At 60.8% G+C, this 18235-nt stretch carries 17 protein-coding genes; 12 read left to right on the forward strand and 5 right to left on the reverse strand.

Features of this window, described 5'->3' with window-relative positions; genetic code table 11:
* Positions 1-594: 594 nt before the first annotated feature.
* From ACP7AP_RS22735 to ACP7AP_RS22755, 5 genes are all read right to left on the reverse strand, one after another.
* Positions 595-981 carry a regulatory protein GemA gene (locus tag ACP7AP_RS22735; protein WP_426038021.1) on the reverse strand — a complete coding sequence of 129 codons (387 nt, stop codon included), beginning with the start codon at positions 979-981 and terminating at the stop codon, positions 595-597.
* Between the two features lie 22 nt (positions 982-1003).
* Positions 1004-1543, reverse strand: coding sequence for a hypothetical protein (locus tag ACP7AP_RS22740; RefSeq protein ID WP_426037991.1), 540 nt, complete (start codon positions 1541-1543; stop codon positions 1004-1006).
* Positions 1540-1737 (reverse strand): hypothetical protein, encoded by a 198-nt coding sequence (locus ACP7AP_RS22745; protein WP_426037993.1) that lies wholly within the window; start codon positions 1735-1737, stop codon positions 1540-1542. The genes ACP7AP_RS22740 and ACP7AP_RS22745 overlap by 4 nt, the downstream gene beginning before the upstream one ends.
* Positions 1737-2447 (reverse strand): AAA family ATPase, encoded by a 711-nt coding sequence (locus ACP7AP_RS22750; protein ID WP_426037995.1) that lies wholly within the window; start codon positions 2445-2447, stop codon positions 1737-1739. The genes ACP7AP_RS22745 and ACP7AP_RS22750 overlap by 1 nt, the downstream gene beginning before the upstream one ends.
* Positions 2448-2548: 101 nt before the next feature.
* Entirely contained in the window at positions 2549-3463 is a 915-nt protein-coding gene (locus ACP7AP_RS22755) for a hypothetical protein (RefSeq protein WP_426037997.1), read from the reverse strand.
* Between the two features lie 521 nt (positions 3464-3984).
* Here ACP7AP_RS22755 and ACP7AP_RS22760 point away from each other — a divergent pair.
* From ACP7AP_RS22760 to ACP7AP_RS22815, 12 genes are all read left to right on the forward strand, one after another.
* Entirely contained in the window at positions 3985-4932 is a 948-nt protein-coding gene (locus tag ACP7AP_RS22760) for a GAF domain-containing protein (RefSeq protein ID WP_426037999.1), read from the forward strand.
* A gap of 167 nt (positions 4933-5099) precedes the next feature.
* The gene (adh, locus tag ACP7AP_RS22765) at positions 5100-6617 is read left to right on the forward strand and encodes an aldehyde dehydrogenase (RefSeq protein WP_426038001.1); all 1518 of its coding nucleotides are present in this window, start codon (positions 5100-5102) and stop codon (positions 6615-6617) included.
* Positions 6618-6665: 48 nt separating this feature from the next.
* Positions 6666-7007, forward strand: coding sequence for a DUF779 domain-containing protein (locus ACP7AP_RS22770; protein ID WP_426038003.1), 342 nt, complete (start codon positions 6666-6668; stop codon positions 7005-7007).
* Between the two features lie 129 nt (positions 7008-7136).
* A complete protein-coding gene (locus ACP7AP_RS22775) occupies positions 7137-8795 on the forward strand; it encodes a thiamine pyrophosphate-dependent enzyme (RefSeq protein ID WP_426038023.1) in 1659 nt (552 codons plus the stop codon).
* Positions 8792-10879, forward strand: a complete 2088-nt coding sequence (locus ACP7AP_RS22780) for a hydantoinase/oxoprolinase family protein (protein ID WP_426038005.1) — start codon at positions 8792-8794, stop codon at positions 10877-10879. The genes ACP7AP_RS22775 and ACP7AP_RS22780 overlap by 4 nt, the downstream gene beginning before the upstream one ends.
* The gene (locus ACP7AP_RS22785) at positions 10876-12498 is read left to right on the forward strand and encodes a hydantoinase B/oxoprolinase family protein (protein WP_426038007.1); all 1623 of its coding nucleotides are present in this window, start codon (positions 10876-10878) and stop codon (positions 12496-12498) included. Before ACP7AP_RS22780 ends, ACP7AP_RS22785 begins: the two co-directional genes overlap by 4 nt.
* The gene (locus ACP7AP_RS22790; protein WP_426038009.1) at positions 12495-13700 is read left to right on the forward strand and encodes a pyridoxal phosphate-dependent aminotransferase; all 1206 of its coding nucleotides are present in this window, start codon (positions 12495-12497) and stop codon (positions 13698-13700) included. Before ACP7AP_RS22785 ends, ACP7AP_RS22790 begins: the two co-directional genes overlap by 4 nt.
* Positions 13697-14512, forward strand: a complete 816-nt coding sequence (locus tag ACP7AP_RS22795) for an NAD-dependent epimerase/dehydratase family protein (RefSeq protein WP_426038011.1) — start codon at positions 13697-13699, stop codon at positions 14510-14512. Before ACP7AP_RS22790 ends, ACP7AP_RS22795 begins: the two co-directional genes overlap by 4 nt.
* Positions 14509-15714 (forward strand): NAD(P)/FAD-dependent oxidoreductase, encoded by a 1206-nt coding sequence (locus tag ACP7AP_RS22800; RefSeq protein WP_426038013.1) that lies wholly within the window; start codon positions 14509-14511, stop codon positions 15712-15714. Before ACP7AP_RS22795 ends, ACP7AP_RS22800 begins: the two co-directional genes overlap by 4 nt.
* A 2-nt stretch (positions 15715-15716) precedes the next feature.
* Positions 15717-16628, forward strand: a complete 912-nt coding sequence (locus ACP7AP_RS22805) for a LysR substrate-binding domain-containing protein (protein ID WP_426038015.1) — start codon at positions 15717-15719, stop codon at positions 16626-16628.
* A 9-nt stretch (positions 16629-16637) separates the two neighbouring features.
* Positions 16638-17354 carry an SDR family oxidoreductase gene (locus tag ACP7AP_RS22810; RefSeq protein WP_426038017.1) on the forward strand — a complete coding sequence of 239 codons (717 nt, stop codon included), beginning with the start codon at positions 16638-16640 and terminating at the stop codon, positions 17352-17354.
* 1 nt (position 17355) lies between these two features.
* Positions 17356-18105: an SDR family NAD(P)-dependent oxidoreductase gene (locus tag ACP7AP_RS22815; RefSeq protein WP_426038019.1), complete on the forward strand. Its 750-nt coding sequence runs from the start codon at positions 17356-17358 to the stop codon at positions 18103-18105.
* Positions 18106-18235 lie beyond the last annotated feature (130 nt).

The raw sequence follows: 18235 nt of genomic DNA on the forward strand, positions 1-18235 counted from the left end.
GTCAGTCCAAAGTCGCTTCGTTTGCCGAACCACCCAAAACCCCGTAGTGTCCGCTATCCAAAGCGGGCACTATCCCACCCACTCCATCCGCGGCAGAGCAGTGAGACCGGACGCTTACGAATGAAGCTTCATGCGACCCTCACAAGTGGTGTGAGATTACTACTCCGGTGAGATGTGGTATGGCCGGGGGTAGTAGTTTCGGGAACCAATCAATAGGCGCTGCAATGTCCTACCTTCAATCTGATCCACCGCTGTTGGACGTTGCGCTTGGCGCAAGCGGTTGGCTGAATTGCAAACCGACGTACCTAGCGCATTTCGCGACGCACTAATCCTGTCCACCGAGGACCACATTGCCGTATTGGAAACAACCATGCTGCAATCAGCCGAAAAGCCGCCCGTAGCGGCCCGCTCGGGCAGCGGATGGGAATTGCCCCGCAGAAAACCATAGCACCCGTTTTTGAATGCGCTCCAGGCGTTTTGAACGGTATCCAGTGCAGGGCGATGCACCGCACGCCATCGCGCAGCAGCACAAACCGCAGAAATTGCAAAGGGCAGCACCTTTCGGCACCGCCTTCTGTATCGCTGGGAACCAGATCACGCCGCGCGGCGTTTCCACGTTTTCAGCGCTGTGATGACTTTCGGTGCCGCTTGCACCGTCAGAAAGCGCAGTGACGACACCTTGAACCATTTCAGTAGCCAACCACTCAGCGCCGCCTCTTCCAGATCGCTTGCGTGGTGCAGTTCCATCCAAAGCGGCCGGATCAATTCCAGTTGCGCGGCCGAGGCAAAGCCGGGGCGGTTGCTATAAGATTTTCCTTCGGCCACCAATGGGCGAAAGCCGGAATGTTCAAAGAACCCCATCACGGTGTTGAAGCCATCCGACGTAAGCTCGTTTGAACTGGTGACGCCCGCGATCTTGACCAGCGCAAGGCGGTAAGTGTCGTCGTCAAGCCCAAGCTTGCTTTTGGCGACATGGAGGATCGACTTTTGTTTTGCCTGATCGTCATGCCGCTTCCTCCTCTTCTACCTGACCATACTTGCGCGCCGCTTCAATCTTGGATGCAAAACCGAGGAGCCTCACAAACTCCGCATCCTCTGAACTTCCCAACGCGCGATGCGTCAGAGACATTAGGGCTATCGCCTCAACACTCTCGGGGGTATCATGGCGCCCGGCCCGACGGCACAAACCGCCAAGGACCGTTGTCGCGTCGGAGATTGTTCTGCTAGCTTCGCGAATGGCACTTTCAACCATTTTGGCATCGAAGCGTGTCAAGCTGACCATCACCTCACCGTCTGCATTTCGGGAGGCACGAACTTGCTTCAGCTTCCTTGCAATAAGATCAGTGTCACAAACGGCGAAAATTTGAGTGAATATCTCGCCTTGCCTGTAATCACACTGCTCTTCAATCAGGTCGTGCGCCTTGAACAAAGGCGGGCTGACGGTCGCAACATAGGGTTCAAACATGTCTAGAAGTTCGTTGAATGACAAGGGGTTGCGTGCCAGAAGTTCACGCATCGAAGGCGCTTCGGAATGCGTGATCATTGAACTGCCTCCGCCGGGACCAGAACGCCACGCGCCATTAATTGCAGGATTTTCGCAGGCGCATTGTCCGAAAGCCAAAGCCGCAGGACTTCCATTTCATCGTCCGACATCGGGACGCAGAGGAACTTCCGCGCCGAGATGAACGCCGCACCCGATCCGCTCAACGGGATGTTTACTTGCTTCCTGTGAGCCATCAGTTGCCCCCCGCCGAAAACAGAAATGCTTTCCGCAAATGCGCTAACGTGATCGCGCCGCCTTCGGCAAAATGTGCGGCGATATCGTAAGAGGTATCCATGACGCGCAGATTGCCATGGTGTTTGCCGTGTCCTGCGAGTGCTTCGCAAAGTTCGCGATCTTCCGGAAAATACGACTTAGCGAGCGCTTCATGCTCCGCCGCCTCGGGGCGTTCAAGCGTCACCTCAATAGGGCAACGCGACAACAAAGCCTCAAATGCTGCCCGTTCCGCCTTGCCACGGCGCGAAAGGAAGTAGCTGTTTCCCACCAGCAGCATCCCAAACGCAGGGCGGGATGGATCGAAATTGCGGGCATAATCGCCGCCATCATAGAGCGCGCGCAGGCATTCGATCAGCTGGGCGTCCAGATGCTGACATTCATCTATGACCAGAAGAAGGCGTTGACCAGATTGGCAGAAAGGAAAACTCTTCATCAACTCGCGTTGAAGCCGTTGCATCGGTTCGGCACTGCCACAATCAATAATGCCGAAATCCAGATTGATTTCCTCGAAAAACCGCTTGCTTGACCTGCCATTGTTCAGCGTGGCAGTGAAGATCAGAACCGTATCGCCGTTCTTCGAAAGCGACCGCTTCAACAGGGTCAAGCCGAAAGACTTGCCAATCCCAGCTGGGCCGCGCGCGATTGCCGGCCGCGCCGTGTCCAGCGCCATTGTAGCAGCTTCCTAGAGGATTGTGTGCGCGCCCGTTCGAATGATAGGCTTCGCAGAGTGTGTCATGTGACCTCCTAAAGATCATGGTTGCACAAGGACAGTCAGCGGTTGCCTCCGCTGGCTGTCCGGTTTCGTTCGTCTTCTTCGGAATTGAGCATGGCGAGAAGCCGCGCCGCTTGCGAAAGTTCGGGTTTTTGGTAAAGGGCTGCGGCAGGCGAAAACGGCCCGCGCGCGTCAAGCTGCACAATCTTTGGCGTGGCGGGTAACGGTGCAAGGCCAGCATTTGCCATGACTTCCGCCCGCTTTTCCGCAACCCAAGTGTCAACGCCAGTCAGGCGATATGTTGCGACCAATTTCTTGCCGCGCCGCTCTTCGGCAACAGCCCGCCGCCGTGAGGCTTCATCGGCATGTTTAGCAGGTTCAAACACGGGCAAGGTTTCAAGCAAAATCCGCCCGCGAAGATCAGCCTCTTCCCATCCGCGCACCATTGCCGGGGCGCGGTAATCGTTCGGGTCAATACCGATCAGCACCTTATGCCCAACATGACGCAGCATTGCCGCTTGGGTGTTTTCATCGCCCCAAAGCCCTTGATCAAACTTGATCCGCCCATCCTGCATGACGGTCTTTTCGTGCCATTTCATCCGCACGGAACGGCGTTGCAGCGGGCTGGCATGGCGGGCAATGCGACCTTCGGACAATCGTGCAAAGGCCGCGACGCGGCTCTCACCCCGGCGAAGTCCCTGTGCGCGGCTGGTTGTGTCAGCATTGAAGCGCGCGATTTCTTGGGCAATGAAAGCTGCAAACAGGTCTTCGGCCAATGGCAAAGGATCGGGATTTGGCGCGTCATTCGGCCCCGGCCTCTGTGCCAGAAACAACACGGGGTCATTGTCGGTGTGCCGCAATACCGAATAAATGCTTTCCGACTGCTTGGACCGGGCTTTGCCCACGCCCGTGTTGCTGGCCTCAATCCCGCAAATCTTAAGAACGCCCGGTGCGTCCCAATCCTTTGCTTTCATTTGCTTACGCCGGAACATCGGCTTCAAGCCGCCCATCATCCGGTGGCTGTTTAGGGCCGAGCCGTTGGCCGAGCGTTCACCTGAGGAACTTCTCGCCTTCGCCAGCCTCAAAAAATAGTCATGGGTCGTGGGCAAATCTGCCCACGACTTAAAAAGACATCCATTGATTTCATTATACTTTCTTACAGGCACTTCTTGATAAACGTGGGTTTCGCCCATAAATCAGGTCAAAGTGATCAAACCACCTGTCCGCGCCACTCCGTAACCCATTGAAATTACATATCTAAAAAATCACCCAAAATCAAACCATCTGTCCCCGCTCACATAGCCCCGGCAAAGCGGCAGCCTGTCTGTGGGCAGGTGTAAACAAAACCTGAATCGACACCGCTTAACCCATTGAAATCCTGTACCGCCCAAATGCGCCGCGCGTGGACACGCCCACCCCTATCCGCCACACTTGAATTATTCCCCCCAAGCGACATACTCCTACCTGTCTAGCCTCCTCGACCGGAGTGTCCCCCATGATCCCACGCGGCACCGAAAATCACCTCACCACCATCGAAACCGCCCTCGCCCGCGGTGAGGCCGCCCGTTCCCCCGTGGTCGCCTCGTGGAGCCGTTCCGCCCGCCTGCACGGCCTAGACCCCACCAAGCCCAGCCAGCCTGATCGGATGACCGCGCAAGAACTCAGCCTGGCCCGCGACCGCACCGCCCCCCTGATCCGCGCCGCTTCCCCCAACCTCGACCGGCTGTTCCAAGCCGTCGGGGCCGTCGGCTGCTGCGTCCTCCTCGCCGACCTCGATGGCGTCCCTTTGGAACGCCGGGGCGCTGCCGTCGATGATACCGTCTTTTCCGACTGGGGCCTCTGGCCCGGCACCCGCTGGTCCGAAGCCCAGCAGGGCACCAACGGCATCGGCACCTGTCTGGTCGAGGAACGTGTGGTGACGATCCACCGCGACCAACATTTCTTCACCCGCAACACCATCCTAAGCTGCATGAGCGCGCCGATCTATGGCCCACAAGGCAAACTCGCCGGGGTGCTGGATGTGTCTTCCGCCCGCAATGACCTGACCGAAGGCTTCATGATCCTGATCACCCAAGCGGTGACCGAAACCGCGCAGAAGATCGAAGCCCAAGCCTTCCGCGATGCCTTCCCCAATGCCCGTATGGTGCTGGTGCCGGGGGATCGCGTCTCTGGCGGCCTGCTGGCGGTGGATCACGACGATCTGGTGATCGGTGCCACCCGCGCCGCCCGCCACCACCTTGGCCTGACCGGCGATCTAACCCGCCAACCCCGCCCCGCCGCCGATGTGCTCGGCCATTTTGAACATGAAACGCTGGAAGACGGCGAACGCGCCGTGCTGATGCGCGCCCTTGCCCGCGCAGGTGGCAATGTCTCGGCTGCCGCCCGCGACCTTGGCATCAGCCGCGCCACCTTCCATCGCAAACTGGGCCCCCGCTTGATCTAGCCCGCTCGATCTGGTGCTAAAACCCGTAAGTTTTCGCCTGACCTGTCGCAAAGTTGCGACAACTCCACCCCACTGCCCCATTTGCCCTGCTGACAGACGCCCCCCACAAGGCGCAGCCTGTCCTCGGTGCCGCGAGGAGGCGGCCGCACAGTCTGGGAGGACTTAGCATGAATATGGTGGAGCATTTCCGCACCTCTAAATCGCCGTTCAAGGCGAGTTATGGCAACTTTATTGGCGGCAAATGGGTGGCTGCACGGTCGGGCAAAACCTTCGACAACACCTCGCCGATCACCGGCGAAGTGATCTGCAAAATTCCACGCTCAGAAGCGGCGGATATTGAGGCAGCCCTCGACGCCGCCCATGCCGCCAAAACCGCTTGGGGCAATTCCTCGGTCGCAACCCGCGCCGTGATCCTGAACAAAATCGCCGATGTGATGGAGCAAAACCTGCCCCTGCTCGCCCTCGCCGAAACCTGGGACAACGGCAAGCCGATCCGCGAGACGACTTACGCCGACCTGCCCTTGGCCATCGACCACTTCCGCTATTTCGCAGGCGCTATCCGCGCGCAGGAAGGCAGCCTGTCGGAAATCGACCACGACACCGTCGCCTATCACTTCCACGAACCCCTCGGCGTCGTCGGCCAGATCATCCCGTGGAACTTTCCGCTGCTGATGGCGGTATGGAAACTCGCGCCCGCGCTGGCCGCAGGCAACTGCGTTGTGCTGAAACCCGCCGAGCAAACTCCGGCCTCGATCCTGATCTTCGCCGAACTGATCGCAGACCTGCTGCCGCCCGGCGTGCTGAACATCGTCAACGGCTTTGGTCTTGAGGCTGGCAAACCCCTCGCCTCCTCCAACCGCATCGCCAAAATCGCCTTCACGGGCGAAACCACCACTGGCCGGCTGATCATGCAATACGCCAGCCAGAACCTGATCCCGGTCACGCTGGAACTCGGCGGCAAGAGCCCGAACATCTTCTTCAAAGACGTTTGCGCCGAGGATGACGATTACTTAGACAAAGCCATCGAAGGCTTCGTGATGTTCGCGCTGAACCAAGGCGAGGTTTGCACCTGCCCCTCGCGCGCTTTGATCCACGAGTCGATCTACGATCAGTTCATGGAAAAAGCCCTGAAACGTGTGGCGGCCATCACCGCTGGTGACCCGCTTGACCCCACCACGATGATCGGCGCGCAGGCCTCGTCCGAACAGTTGGAAAAAATCCTGTCCTACATGGACATCGGCAAACAGGAAGGCGCGCAAGTGCTGGCAGGCGGCGCGCGGCGTGAAATGCAGGGCGGCCTGTCAGGCGGTTTCTACATGCAGCCCACCGTCTTCAAGGGCAACAACAAGATGCGGGTGTTTCAGGAAGAAATCTTTGGCCCGGTGGTGTCCGTCACCACCTTCAAGGATGACGACGAAGCCCTCAGCATCGCCAACGACACCCTCTACGGTCTGGGCGCAGGCGTTTGGAGCCGTTCGGCCAACACCTGCTACCGCTTTGGCCGCGCCGTTCAAGCAGGCCGGGTCTGGACCAACTGCTACCATGCCTATCCTGCCCACGCGGCGTTTGGCGGCTATAAACAGTCGGGTATTGGGCGTGAAAACCACAAGATGATGCTTGATCACTATCAGCAGACGAAGAATATGTTGGTCAGCTACTCGCCGAAAAAGCTAGGCTTCTTCTGATCAACAGGGCGCGAGCAGCGCCTCGCGCCCGCCATATGGGAGGCTGATATGACCGAAATTCTCGACAAAGTCACCGCCACGCCTGCCGCGCTAAAGCTGCTGGCCGAGATCATCGCCGACCACGGCCCGGTGATGTTCCACCAATCCGGCGGCTGCTGCGACGGCTCATCCCCAATGTGCTATCCGGTGGGTGATTTCCTGCTGGGGGATCGCGATGTGAAACTGGGCGAAATCGGCGGCATGCCGTTCTACATCTCTGGCAGCCAATATGAGCTGTGGAAGCACACCGACTTGATCATTGACGCCATCAAGGGCCGCGGCGGTATGTTCAGCCTCGACAATGGCCGCGAACAGCGCTTTCTCACCCGATCAGAGGTCTGCGCGATCTAAGACCCGCCCGATTCGTCTAACGCCATCAGGCAAGTAAAACTTGCCAATCCCGCACACTTCTTCATTTCGTTTCCCGCAGCCTCAGGGCAGGATGCGGCAACGCGATCATGTGGGGTGGGGAAGATGCAGATGCAAAACGGCGGGCAATTACTGGTGCAATGTTTGGTTGCACTGGGTGCGACCAAAGCCTTTGGCGTCCCCGGCGAAAGCTATCTTGCGGTTCTGGACGCCCTGCATGACACCCAAGGCCAGCTTGATTTCATCCTTTGCCGCAACGAAGGCGGTGCGGCTTTCATGGCTTCGGCCTACGGCAAGCTGACAGGAACCCCCGGCATCTGCATGGTCACGCGCGGGCCGGGCGCAACCAACGCCTCGATCGGCGTCCACACGGCGATGCAGGATTCATCGCCGATGATCCTGTTCGTCGGCCAAGTCGGCACCGACATGAAAGGCCGCGAGGCATTCCAAGAACTCGACTATCGCGCCGTCTTCGGCACCATGGCGAAATGGGCGGTCGAGATTGACCGGGTCGAGCGTATCCCCGAAATCCTCGCCCGAGCTTGGGTCACAGCCACCGCGGGCCGCCCCGGCCCGGTGGTGATCGCGCTGCCAGAAGACATGCTGACCAGCCTCACCGATGCCCTGCCGCTGACCAAACCCGCGAAAATCACCGAAGCCGCGCCTGCGACTGAAACCATCACCGAAACCCTCGCCCTGCTGACCAAAGCGCAGCGCCCGCTGATCCTTATGGGCGGCACCAACTGGACCGCTACAGGCCGCAGCGCCTTGCAGCATTTCGCCGAGACCTCGGATATTCCCGTGCTGGCGGCGTTCCGGTTTCAGGACCAGTTCGACAATTTCTCGCCCGTTTTCACCGGCGAAGCAGGCGTCGGGATGCTGCCCCATGCCAAAGCCCTGATCCGCGACGCCGACGTGATTCTCGCCATAAACGTTCGCTTTGGCGAGATGACGACCGACGGCTACACGCTGCTTTCCGTGCCAAATGCTGCGCAGCATTTGATCCATGTCCACGGCTCTGACCGCGAAATTGGCAAGATTTATCAACCGGTTCTGGGGGTGCACTCCGGCCCCAACGCCTTCACCCGCGCTCTGACCCCGGTGCAAGGCGCATGGAAAGATTGGCGCAGCAAAGCCCGCGCCGCCTATGAGGCCAGCTTCAATGCCCCCGCCCAACCTTCCCCGGTGGATATGGTCGCCGTCACCGCCCATCTGCGCGATATTCTGCCCGAAGATGTGATCCTGACCAACGGTGCGGGTAATTTCACTGTATGGCCGAATAAGTTTTTCAAATTCGGCAAAAACGCCCGCCTGCTCGCCCCGCAATCCGGCGCTATGGGCTACGGGGTCCCCGCCGCGATTGCCGCCAAAGTGGCCTGCCCCACCCGCCGCGTCGTCTGTTTCGCGGGCGATGGTGATTTCCAGATGAACTGCCAGGAACTCGCCACCGCCGCCCAAGCCGGTGCGCAACCCATCATCCTGATCGTGAACAACGGCATCTACGGCACTATCCGCGCCCACCAAGAACGCCACTATCCCGCCCGCGTTTCCGGCACGACGATGATCAACCCCGACTTCGCAGCGCTCGCCCGCGCTTACGGCTTCCATGGTGAGCGGGTTGAGAAAACCGAAGATTTCGCCGCCGCCTTCGCCCGCGCCTTGGCCTCGGACACAGGCGCGGTGCTGGACCTGAACGTCTCGCCCGAAGCCATCACCCCGCGCCAAACCCTGTCCCAAATGCGCGCGAGCGCTCAGGCCGAAAAGGCATGAACACGCCCGTCCGTTTGGGCGCGGATATCGGTGGCACCTTCACCGATATCGCGTTGGAATGCCGTGGCCAGATGTTTTCCACCAAAGTTCTGACCAACTACGCAGCCCCCGAGCAAGCCATCTTAGACGGCATCGACGTGGTGCTGGCAGACGCCGAAATAACTCTCGCCGATCTTGATATCGTCATCCACGGCACGACTTTGGCGACCAATGCCCTGATCGAACGGCGCGGCGCAAAGACGGCGTTCGTGACCACCGAAGGCTTCCGCGATACCATTGAAATGCGGACAGAAAATCGCTTTGCACAATACGATTTGAACATGGTTCTGCCCAAACCCCTGATCCCGCGCGAGCATCGTTTCGCGATCAAAGGCCGCATTGGCGCACAGGGTCAGGAACTCGCCCCCTTGGACGAAGCCGCCCTCGAAACCCTGGCCGATCAGATCGCTGCCCAAGGTTTCGGCGCCGTAGCCATCGGCTTCATCCACTCCTACATGAACCCCGCCCACGAACAGCGTGCCCGCGAGATAATCGCCGCAAAAACCGCCGTCCCGATCAGTATTTCCGCCGAAGTCTCCCCGCAAATGCGCGAGTTTGAGCGCTTCAACACCGTCTGCGCCAACGCCTATGTCCGCCCGCAAATGGCCGACTACCTGACCCGCCTGCAAGCCCGCCTGAAGGCTTTGAGTGCGACCTGCCCGGTTTTCATGATCCACTCTGGCGGCGGGTTGATCTCTGTCGAAACCGCCTCAGAATTCCCCGTGCGCTTGGTCGAAAGCGGGCCTGCAGGCGGCGCTATTTTCGCCGCTGATGTGGCGCAAAAGTTCGGTCTGCAAAAGGTCGTCAGCTATGACATGGGCGGCACCACGGCCAAGATTTGCCTGATCGAAGACTACGCCCCCAAGACCGCCCGAAGCTTTGAAGTCGCCCGTACCACCCGTTTTGCCAAAGGCTCTGGGATGCCGATTTCGATTCCGGTGATCGAGATGATCGAGATCGGTGCAGGCGGTGGTTCGCTCGCTTGGGTTGATGCGATGGGCCGTATTCAAACCGGGCCGGAATCGGCAGGCTCAGAACCGGGGCCAGCCTGCTATCAGCGCGGCGGCACGCATCCCGCGATCACCGATGCCGATCTGCTGTTGGGCAAGCTAGACGCCGACAATTTCGCAGGCGGCGCGATCAAACTTTCCATCGATGCTGCAAGCGCAGCAATTCTGCGTGACGTGGGCGATAAACTGGGCCTTGACGCCACATCGGCAGCCTTCGGCATCTGCGAAGTGGTCGATGAAAACATGGCCAACGCCGCCCGCGTTCATGCGGTCGAAAACGGCAAGAATATCTCTGACAATGTGATGATTGCTTTCGGCGGTGCCGCCCCCCTCCACGCCGCCCGCCTGTGCGAAAAGCTGGGCATCGACCAATGCCTGATCCCCGTCGGCGCAGGCGTCGGTTCCGCCATCGGTTTCCTGAAAGCCCCGTTTGGATACGAGGCTTTGGCCTCGAATATCCTCCCCCTGTCAGCCTTCAACGCCGCCACCGTTAACATCCTGATCGCCGGTCTAAAAGTGACTGCCACGGGCTTCGTCCGCGCAGGCACCAGCGCCCCGATCCACAGCGAAATCACCGCTTTCATGCGCTATGTCGGCCAAGGCTGGGAGATTCCCGTCACCCTGCCAGACCGCGCTTTCACCGATGCCGACGTCGAAATGCTGCGCAGCAATTTCTGCGAAAACTACGCCCGTTTCTTTGGCCGCGCCATCGCGGGGCTGGACGGATTGGAGATTGAAATCGTCACATGGTCGGTGAAAGCGCAAGATCAGCGCGCCAAACCAGACCAGTTCGCTCTGTCCTTGGACGGGATTCAGGCGGCGCAAATACTGTCACGCCCGGTCTTCGACCCGTCCCGAGGCGCGTTCATCGACACCGCCATCCTCAACCGTAGCGACCTTACCCCCGGCGCGCGCATCCCCGGCCCCGCGATAATTGTCGAACGCGAAACCTCCACCGTTGTCACCGCCCCTTTCGACGTGGTGATGCAATCCGATGGCAGCCTGCTTCTGATCCGCAAGGGGGCCATGCAATGACCGATCAAACCCGCGACATCCGCATGCAGGTGATGTGGAACCGCCTGATTTCGGTGGTCGAAGAACAAGCCCTGACCCTGCTGCGCACCGCGTTTTCGACAAGCGTGCGCGAGGCCGGCGATCTCTCGGCGGGCGTTTTCGATCCCCAAGGCCGGATGCTCGCCCAAGCCGTCACCGGCACCCCCGGTCACGTCAACACCATGGCCGAGGCGGTCCTGCATTTCATCGCCGAAATCGGCCGCGAGAATATGTATCCAGGCGATACCTATGTCACCAATGACCCGTGGAAAGGCACCGGCCATCTGCACGACATCACCATGGTTTCGCCGTCCTTCCTTGGCGATGATCTGGTCGGTTTCTTCGCCTGTACCGCGCACGTTGTCGATGTTGGTGGGCGCGGTTTTGGCGCGGATGCCAAGTCGGTTTACGAGGAAGGCATCCAGATCCCGATCATGAAATTCGCGGATCGCGGCGTGGTCAATGCTGACCTGATCCGCCTGATCCGCGCCAATGTCCGCGAGCCGCATCAGGTGGTCGGCGATTTCTACTCCCTCGCCGCCTGCAACGATGTCGGCCACCACCGCCTGATCGCGATGATGCAGGAAATCGGCTTGACCTCCTTGGATGCCTTGGGCGAGTTCATCTTTAACCGCACGCACTCCGCCACGTTGGACCGCATCCACGCCCTGCCGCAAGGCACATGGACTAACACGCTTTTGACCGACGGCTACGACGCCCCCGTCAAACTCGCAGCGCAAGTCGAGGTCAACGGCGATCACGTCAACGTCGATTTCGCAGGCTCTGACCCCGCCAGCCGCTATGGCATCAACGTGCCGATCATCTACACCAAAGCCTATGCCTGCTACGCTTTGAAATGCGTGATTGCGCCGGATATTCCGAACAACTGGGCCTCCCTCGCGCTGTTCACCATCTCCTCGCCCGAAAATATCCTGAACGCCCCGCGCCCCGCCCCCGTCGCCGTGCGCCATGTCATCGGCCATATGGTCCCCGATCTGGTGCTGGGCGCTTTGGCGAAAGCCCTGCCGGGGCAGGTGTTGGCCGAAGGCGCTGCCGCCCTGTGGAACATCCACATGTCGGTGCGCCCCGTCGCGGGCCAGACGGGTAGGCGGGCGGAAATCCTGATGTTCAACTCCGGCGGCATGGGCGCGCGGCCCGGTCTCGATGGCCTGTCCGCCACCGCCTTCCCCTCCGGCGTAATGACCATGCCGATTGAGGCGACCGAGCACACCGGCCCCATCGTTGTCTGGCGCAAAGAACTGCGTCCCGACTCTGGCGGCGATGGCCAGTATCGCGGCGGCTTGGGCCAGATTATTGAGATCGAACCCGCCCCTGGCCACGAATTCGACTTCTCTGCGATGTTTGACCGGGTCAACCACCCAGCAGCGGGCCGCGATGGCGGTGGGGCAGGGGCGGCGGGCATCGTGGCGCTGGACGATGGCACCCAGCTGAAGCCCAAGGGTTGGCAGCATGTCCCCCAAGGGCGAAGGTTGATCCTTCACCTCCCCGGCGGCGGCGGTTACGGTGCGCCGGAATTGCGCGGTGCAGATGCGCGGGCGGATGATGCCAGCAAGGGCTATGTGACAGAGAATAAACCATGACTTACCTTGCAGATCGCCTAGGCGCGGTGAAACCCTCGGCCTCCATGGCAGTCTCCATGGCCGCGAAAGCCCTGCGCGCCACGGGCGTCGATGTGATCGACCTTGGGCTGGGCGAGCCGGATTTCCCTACCCCCGCCCACATCGTCGAAGCCGCGTTCAAAGCCGCCGCCGCAGGTGAAACCCTGTATACAGCATCGGCAGGCACCCAAGCCCTGCGCGCCGCCATCGCCGAAAAATTCCGCCGTGAGAATGGCTTAGAATACACCCCAGATGAAATCACCGTCGCCAACGGCGCGAAACAAATCATCTTCAACGCCCTGCTCGCCACCCTCAACCCCGGCGACGAAGCCATCCTGCCGACCCCCTATTTCGTGTCTTACCCCGAGATGGTCAAACTGCTCGGCGGCACCCCCATCACCCCCGCGTGCCCCGCTGACACAGGCTTCCGCCTGACCCCCGGAGTGTTGCAAGCCGCCATCACCCCCCGCACCAAATGGCTGTTCCTGAACATGCCCGGCAACCCCTCTGGTGCCGTCTACTCGGCCAAAGAACTGCAAGCCCTAAGCGCAGTCCTCGCCCAACACCCTCATATCCTGATCCTGTCGGATGAAATCTACGAACACATCCTGTTCGATGGCCGCACCTTCACCAGCTTCGGCGCAGCCTGCCCAGACCTCCGCGACCGCACCCTGATCGTCAACGGCGTCGCCAAAGCCTACGCGATGACTGGCTGGCGCGTCGGCTATGCCGCAGGCCCCGCGCCCCTCATCAAAGCGATGAACACCGTGCAAAGCCAATCCGTCACGTCCGTAGCCGCCCCGATGCAAGCCGCCGCCCTCGCCGCCCTGACAGGCCCACAAGACTGCATCGCCCAATTCCGCACCGCCTTCGAGCGCCGCCGCGATCTGGTCGTCGCAGGCATCAAAACCATCCCCGACCTCACCCTCGCCCCGCCCGAAGGTGCGTTCTACGCCTATATCGGCTGCGCCGCCCTGATCGGAAAACGCACCCCCAACGGCCAAATCCTCACCGACGACACCGCCGTCACCCAATACCTGCTCACCCAAGGCGTCGCCGCCGTCCCCGGCACCGCCTACGGGTTGTCGCCGTTCTTCCGCATCTCCACCGCCACCTCTGACACGGTATTGACCGAGGCCCTAACCCGCATCAAAGCCGCCGTCACGGCATTGGAGCCGAAATGACCCCGCGCTTTAACACCATCCTGATTACCGGGGCCGCTGGCCGCTTAGGCACCGAACTCCGCCGCGGCCTCGCCCCCTTGGCAAAGCGCCTCCGCCTGTCCGACGTGACCGAAATCCAAAACCTGCAACCCAATGAAGACGCCGTAATCTGCGACCTCGCCGACGAATCCGCGATCCTAAGCCTCACCCAAGGCGTTGATGCGATAGTGCATTTCGGTGGCATCCCGATGGAACGCTCATGGGATAGCATCCTCAACGCCAACATTCGCGGCAGCTACCACATCTACGAAGGCGCGCGCAAAGCTGGCGTCAAACGCATCATCTACGCAAGCTCCGTCCACGCCATCGGCTACCACGACTTAGAATCCCAGATCGACGCCAACGCCCCGCACAGGCCCGATGGCCTCTACGGCCTGTCGAAATGCTTCGTCGAAGACTTGGGCCGTCTCTATTGGGATAAATTCGGCATTGAAACCGCCGCCCTGCGCATCTTCTCCTCCTTCCCCGAACCGCAAGACCGCCGGATGCTGTGGTCCTACCTCTCGTTCGACGATTGCATCCGCCTCGTCACCGCCGCCCTGACCGCCCCCCGCGTCGGTTTCACCGTCAGCTTCGGCATCTCGGACAACGCCGTCAAACCCACCGACAACCGCCTTGCAGCCCACCTCGGCTATCAGGCAAAAGACACTTCAGAACCCTTCCGCGCAGGCGTAGAAGCGCGCACCGATCCGCCCGATCCCAAAGCCCCCGCCGTGCGGCATTTGGGCGGCTGGTTTGTAGATTTGGGACACCCTGACGAGGACGCAAAATGAAGACGCAATATGACGTGGTGATCGTGGGCGGCGCAGTGATCGGCTCTGCCGTCGCCTATTTCCTGATGGCGAACCCCGATTTCAACGGCTCGGTGCTGGTGGTCGAACGCGACCCGACCTATGCCAAGGCCTCCACCTCGCTGTCGGCGGCGTCCATCCGCACCCAGTTTTCCAACGCGATCAACGTCAAGATCAGCCAGTTTGGCTATCAATTCATCAAGAATTTCCCCGACCTGATGCAGGTCGGCGACGATAAACCCGATCTAAATTTCCACTCCGGCGGCTATCTTTACCTCGCAGGCACCCCCGAGCAGGAACAAATCCTGCGCGAAAGCCACGAGGTGCAGCGCGCCTGCGGCGCCGACACGGTGCTGTGGGATCAAAACCAACTGGCCGCAGCCTTCCCGCATCTGAACGTCGCAGATATCCGCCTCGCCTCCTACGGCCAATCCGGCGAGGGCTGGTTCAACAACACCGGCATCATGTCCGGTTTCCGCAACAAAGCCCGCGCCTTGGGGGCCGAGGTCATCAGTGATGAGGTCACCGCCATTGGCCGAACCGGCGATGCCGTCACCTCAGTCACCCTGAAATCTGGTGCCACCATCCAAGCCGGAACCGTGGTAAACGCCTCCGGCCCCCGCGCCGCTCTCACCGCCCGCATGGCTGGCCTCGACATCCCCGTCGAGCCCCGCAAACGCACCCTGTTCGTGTTCGATTGCGCCAAATCCCCCGAAGGCAGCGCCACCGTTAACCAAGGCCGCCTGCCGCTGATGATCGACCCCTCCGGCGTATTCTGCCGCCCCGAAGGCCGTTTTTTCCTGACCGGAGCCGTCCCCGTCGCAGACCCCGCCGTCGATTGGGATGATTTCGAACCCCGCTACGAAGAATTCGAAGACATCATCTGGCCCGCCCTCGCTAATCGCGCCCAAGGCTTTGAGGCGATCAAAGTCGTCAACCAATGGGCCGGCCACTACGACTTCAACACCCTCGACCACAACCTTATCGTCGGTCGCCACCCCCAAGTGCGCAACTTCGTCTTCGCCAACGGCTTCTCCGGCCACGGCTTGCAGCAAGGCCCCGCCGCTGGCCGTGCCGTGTCCGAACTGATCATCTACGGCAGCTATCGCACCCTTGATCTCAGCGAAGTCGGCTATGAACGCATCGTAGAAAACCGCCCCTTCCTCGAAAAAGCCGTCATTTAACAATGAACCGCCCGCCGCGCCTCCCCCCTTTGAACGCGCTGCGGGTGTTTCAAACCGTGATGCGGCACCGCAGCTTTCGCGGTGCTGCGAATGAACTCAGCGTCACCCCACAAGCCGTCAGCCAACAAATCAAACTTCTGGAAGACACCCTCGCGCTGGGACTGTTCACCCGCCAAGGCCGCGCCATCGAGCCCACCGAGCAAGCCATCCTGCTCGCCCATTACATCCAAGCCGGGTTCGATGAATTTGCCGAAGGCATCCGCCGCGTCACCAAACTCGGCCAGCGCAACCGCATCAACCTCAACGCCAGCCCCTATTTCGCCACGCGCTTCCTGCTGGACCGTCTGTCAAACTTCCGCGCCATCATGCCGGGGGCTGATCTGCGGTTAACCACAATGGTAGAACTCCCCGATTTCGTCGCCGATGATGTCGATGTCGCAATCCAATGGGGTTTCGGCACTTGGACCGCCCACGAGCAAACCCTTTTGCTCCGCGATATCAAGGTAATCTGCTGCACGCCCGCCCTTGCCACGAAACTAAAAACCCCCAACGATCTGCGCAACCTCCCCCTGCTGCACTCCGTCCTCGCCGATCTCTGGACGCCCGTTCTCGCCCATCTGAACGTCACCGATGCCCCTCAAGACAGCAGCTTCCGCTTCCAAGACGCCGCCACCATGCGCCGCGCAACATTGGCGGGCCTTGGTGTCGGCCTTCTCTCCACCATTGACGCCGAAGAAGACCTCGCCTCGGGCAAACTCACCGCCCCCTTTGGCCTCGACGTGATGGCCGCGATGCCGCAATCCCAGATCCCCGGCTTTTATCTGGTGCTGCCGAAAGCCCACCGCCGCGTCAAATCCATCGCCGCCTTCTGCGATTGGGTGGCGCATGAAAACTGGACCTCGCCCGTTGTCTAAGGAACCAACATGCCCCAAGCCCTAGTCACAGGTGCCACCAGCGGCATTGGCCGCGCAATCGCCCTAGCCTTGCACGAAGCAGGCCATCACGTCACCGCCTTGGGCCGCAACCCGCAGGCTCTGGCAGACCTAGCAGCCCTCGGCCTGCAAACCCGCCAGCTGGACCTGACGGACCCGGCAAGCGTAGCCACCTTGGCCGACCTCACCCCCGATATTCTGGTGAACAACGCAGGCATGATGCCGCCGTTGGGTAATTTCTGCGACGCTGACCCCGCCGATATTGACCGCGCCATAAACACCAACCTGCGCGCTGTCCTTGCCCTGACCCGCGCCGTAGCCCCCGGTATGCGCGCCCGCAATCATGGCCATATCTTTTTCACCGGGTCCACCGCAGGCCACGCCCCCTTCGCCAATCTCGCGGTCTATTGCGCCACCAAAGCGGCAATCGGAGGCTTTGCCCAAGCCCTGCGCCTCGACCTCGCCCCGCACAACATACGCGTCACCGAAATCGTTGCAGGGCGCGTTGAAACCGGTCTTTACAACGCTCTGTTGCCCCCCGAATCCCGCGCCGCGATGTATGCAAACAACGCCGCCGTGCAGCCTGCGGATGTGGCCGCGATGCTGCTTGCCGTGCTGGCCCTGCCGCAATCCGTCGATGTCGCCCGTTTCGATATTCTTCCCACCCATCAGGGCGTAGCCACAGGCACCCCGAAGAAAGAGGCGTAATATGAAAGGCTTATCCATCGTCATCATCGGCGGCGGCGCAGGCTTGGGCGCGCTTCTCGCCGAAATGGCCGTCGCCGAAGGCGCCACAGCCCTCGGCATCATCGACCTGAACGCCACTGCCGCCGAAGCCGCCCTAACCCCCGCCCGCACCGCTGGCATCCCCCACGCCTTTGCCGCCTGCGACATCCGCACCGCAGATGCCGCGCACGCCGCTTTCGCTGAAATCGCCCGTGCTTTGGGCCGAGTCGATACCCTGATCAACTCTGCCGCGATCTACCCGCGCAAACCGATCCTTGAGATTTCCGACGCCGATTGGGATGCCTCCAACGCCATCAACGTCAAAGGCACCTATCACATGATGGTCGCCGCCATCCGCCAGATGCGGAACCAAGATCCCATCGGCCATATCCGCGGTCGCATCGTCAACATCACCTCGGTCGATGCCTTCAAAGCGCACCCGCAAAACGCCCATTACGCCGCGACCAAGGCCGCAGTCGTATCCCTCACCAAAAGCATGGCGCAAGAGGTCGCCCCCGACGGCATCCTCGTCAACTCGGTCGCCCCCGCAGGCATGGCCACCGAAAAAGCCCGCGAATCCGGCTTCCTTGGCGAACTCGCCAAAGCCAGCCCCTTGGGCCGTGGCGGAGAGCCGCGCGAGATGGCCGAATGGGTGCTGATGGCAGGCGGCCCGCGCAACACCTATATGACCGGCGAGAACATCATCGTCTCGGGCGGCTATATCTATGCTTGAAGGATTTGGGCCTTAGAGCAAGTCACCTTCAATCGGGACCATATCCTGCGGCTTTGAAGTAGTTTCTGCATTCCTGGCTATGGAATAGATCGCAGACTGCACCGACGGCGGTCCAGAGGGCTTGGTACGT

It is taken from the genome of Cypionkella sp. TWP1-2-1b2 (assembly GCF_049896245.1).
In the GTDB taxonomy this organism is placed as follows: domain Bacteria; phylum Pseudomonadota; class Alphaproteobacteria; order Rhodobacterales; family Rhodobacteraceae; genus Cypionkella.

What these genes read in the sequence shown, in the direction of transcription:
- ACP7AP_RS22740 (WP_426037991.1), bottom strand. Translation starts at nt 1,543, where the DNA reads ATGATCACGCATTCCGAAGCGCCTTCGATGCGTGAACTTCTGGCACGC.
- ACP7AP_RS22745 (WP_426037993.1), bottom strand. Translation starts at nt 1,737, where the DNA reads ATGGCTCACAGGAAGCAAGTAAACATCCCGTTGAGCGGATCGGGTGCG.
- ACP7AP_RS22750 (WP_426037995.1), bottom strand. Translation starts at nt 2,447, where the DNA reads ATGGCGCTGGACACGGCGCGGCCGGCAATCGCGCGCGGCCCAGCTGGG.
- ACP7AP_RS22755 (WP_426037997.1), bottom strand. Translation starts at nt 3,463, where the DNA reads ATGAAAGCAAAGGATTGGGACGCACCGGGCGTTCTTAAGATTTGCGGG.
- ACP7AP_RS22760 (WP_426037999.1), top strand. Translation starts at nt 3,985, where the DNA reads ATGATCCCACGCGGCACCGAAAATCACCTCACCACCATCGAAACCGCC.
- adh (WP_426038001.1), top strand. Translation starts at nt 5,100, where the DNA reads ATGAATATGGTGGAGCATTTCCGCACCTCTAAATCGCCGTTCAAGGCG.
- ACP7AP_RS22770 (WP_426038003.1), top strand. Translation starts at nt 6,666, where the DNA reads ATGACCGAAATTCTCGACAAAGTCACCGCCACGCCTGCCGCGCTAAAG.
- ACP7AP_RS22775 (WP_426038023.1), top strand. Translation starts at nt 7,137, where the DNA reads ATGCAAAACGGCGGGCAATTACTGGTGCAATGTTTGGTTGCACTGGGT.
- ACP7AP_RS22780 (WP_426038005.1), top strand. Translation starts at nt 8,792, where the DNA reads ATGAACACGCCCGTCCGTTTGGGCGCGGATATCGGTGGCACCTTCACC.
- ACP7AP_RS22785 (WP_426038007.1), top strand. Translation starts at nt 10,876, where the DNA reads ATGACCGATCAAACCCGCGACATCCGCATGCAGGTGATGTGGAACCGC.
- ACP7AP_RS22790 (WP_426038009.1), top strand. Translation starts at nt 12,495, where the DNA reads ATGACTTACCTTGCAGATCGCCTAGGCGCGGTGAAACCCTCGGCCTCC.
- ACP7AP_RS22795 (WP_426038011.1), top strand. Translation starts at nt 13,697, where the DNA reads ATGACCCCGCGCTTTAACACCATCCTGATTACCGGGGCCGCTGGCCGC.
- ACP7AP_RS22800 (WP_426038013.1), top strand. Translation starts at nt 14,509, where the DNA reads ATGAAGACGCAATATGACGTGGTGATCGTGGGCGGCGCAGTGATCGGC.
- ACP7AP_RS22805 (WP_426038015.1), top strand. Translation starts at nt 15,717, where the DNA reads ATGAACCGCCCGCCGCGCCTCCCCCCTTTGAACGCGCTGCGGGTGTTT.
- ACP7AP_RS22810 (WP_426038017.1), top strand. Translation starts at nt 16,638, where the DNA reads ATGCCCCAAGCCCTAGTCACAGGTGCCACCAGCGGCATTGGCCGCGCA.
- ACP7AP_RS22815 (WP_426038019.1), top strand. Translation starts at nt 17,356, where the DNA reads ATGAAAGGCTTATCCATCGTCATCATCGGCGGCGGCGCAGGCTTGGGC.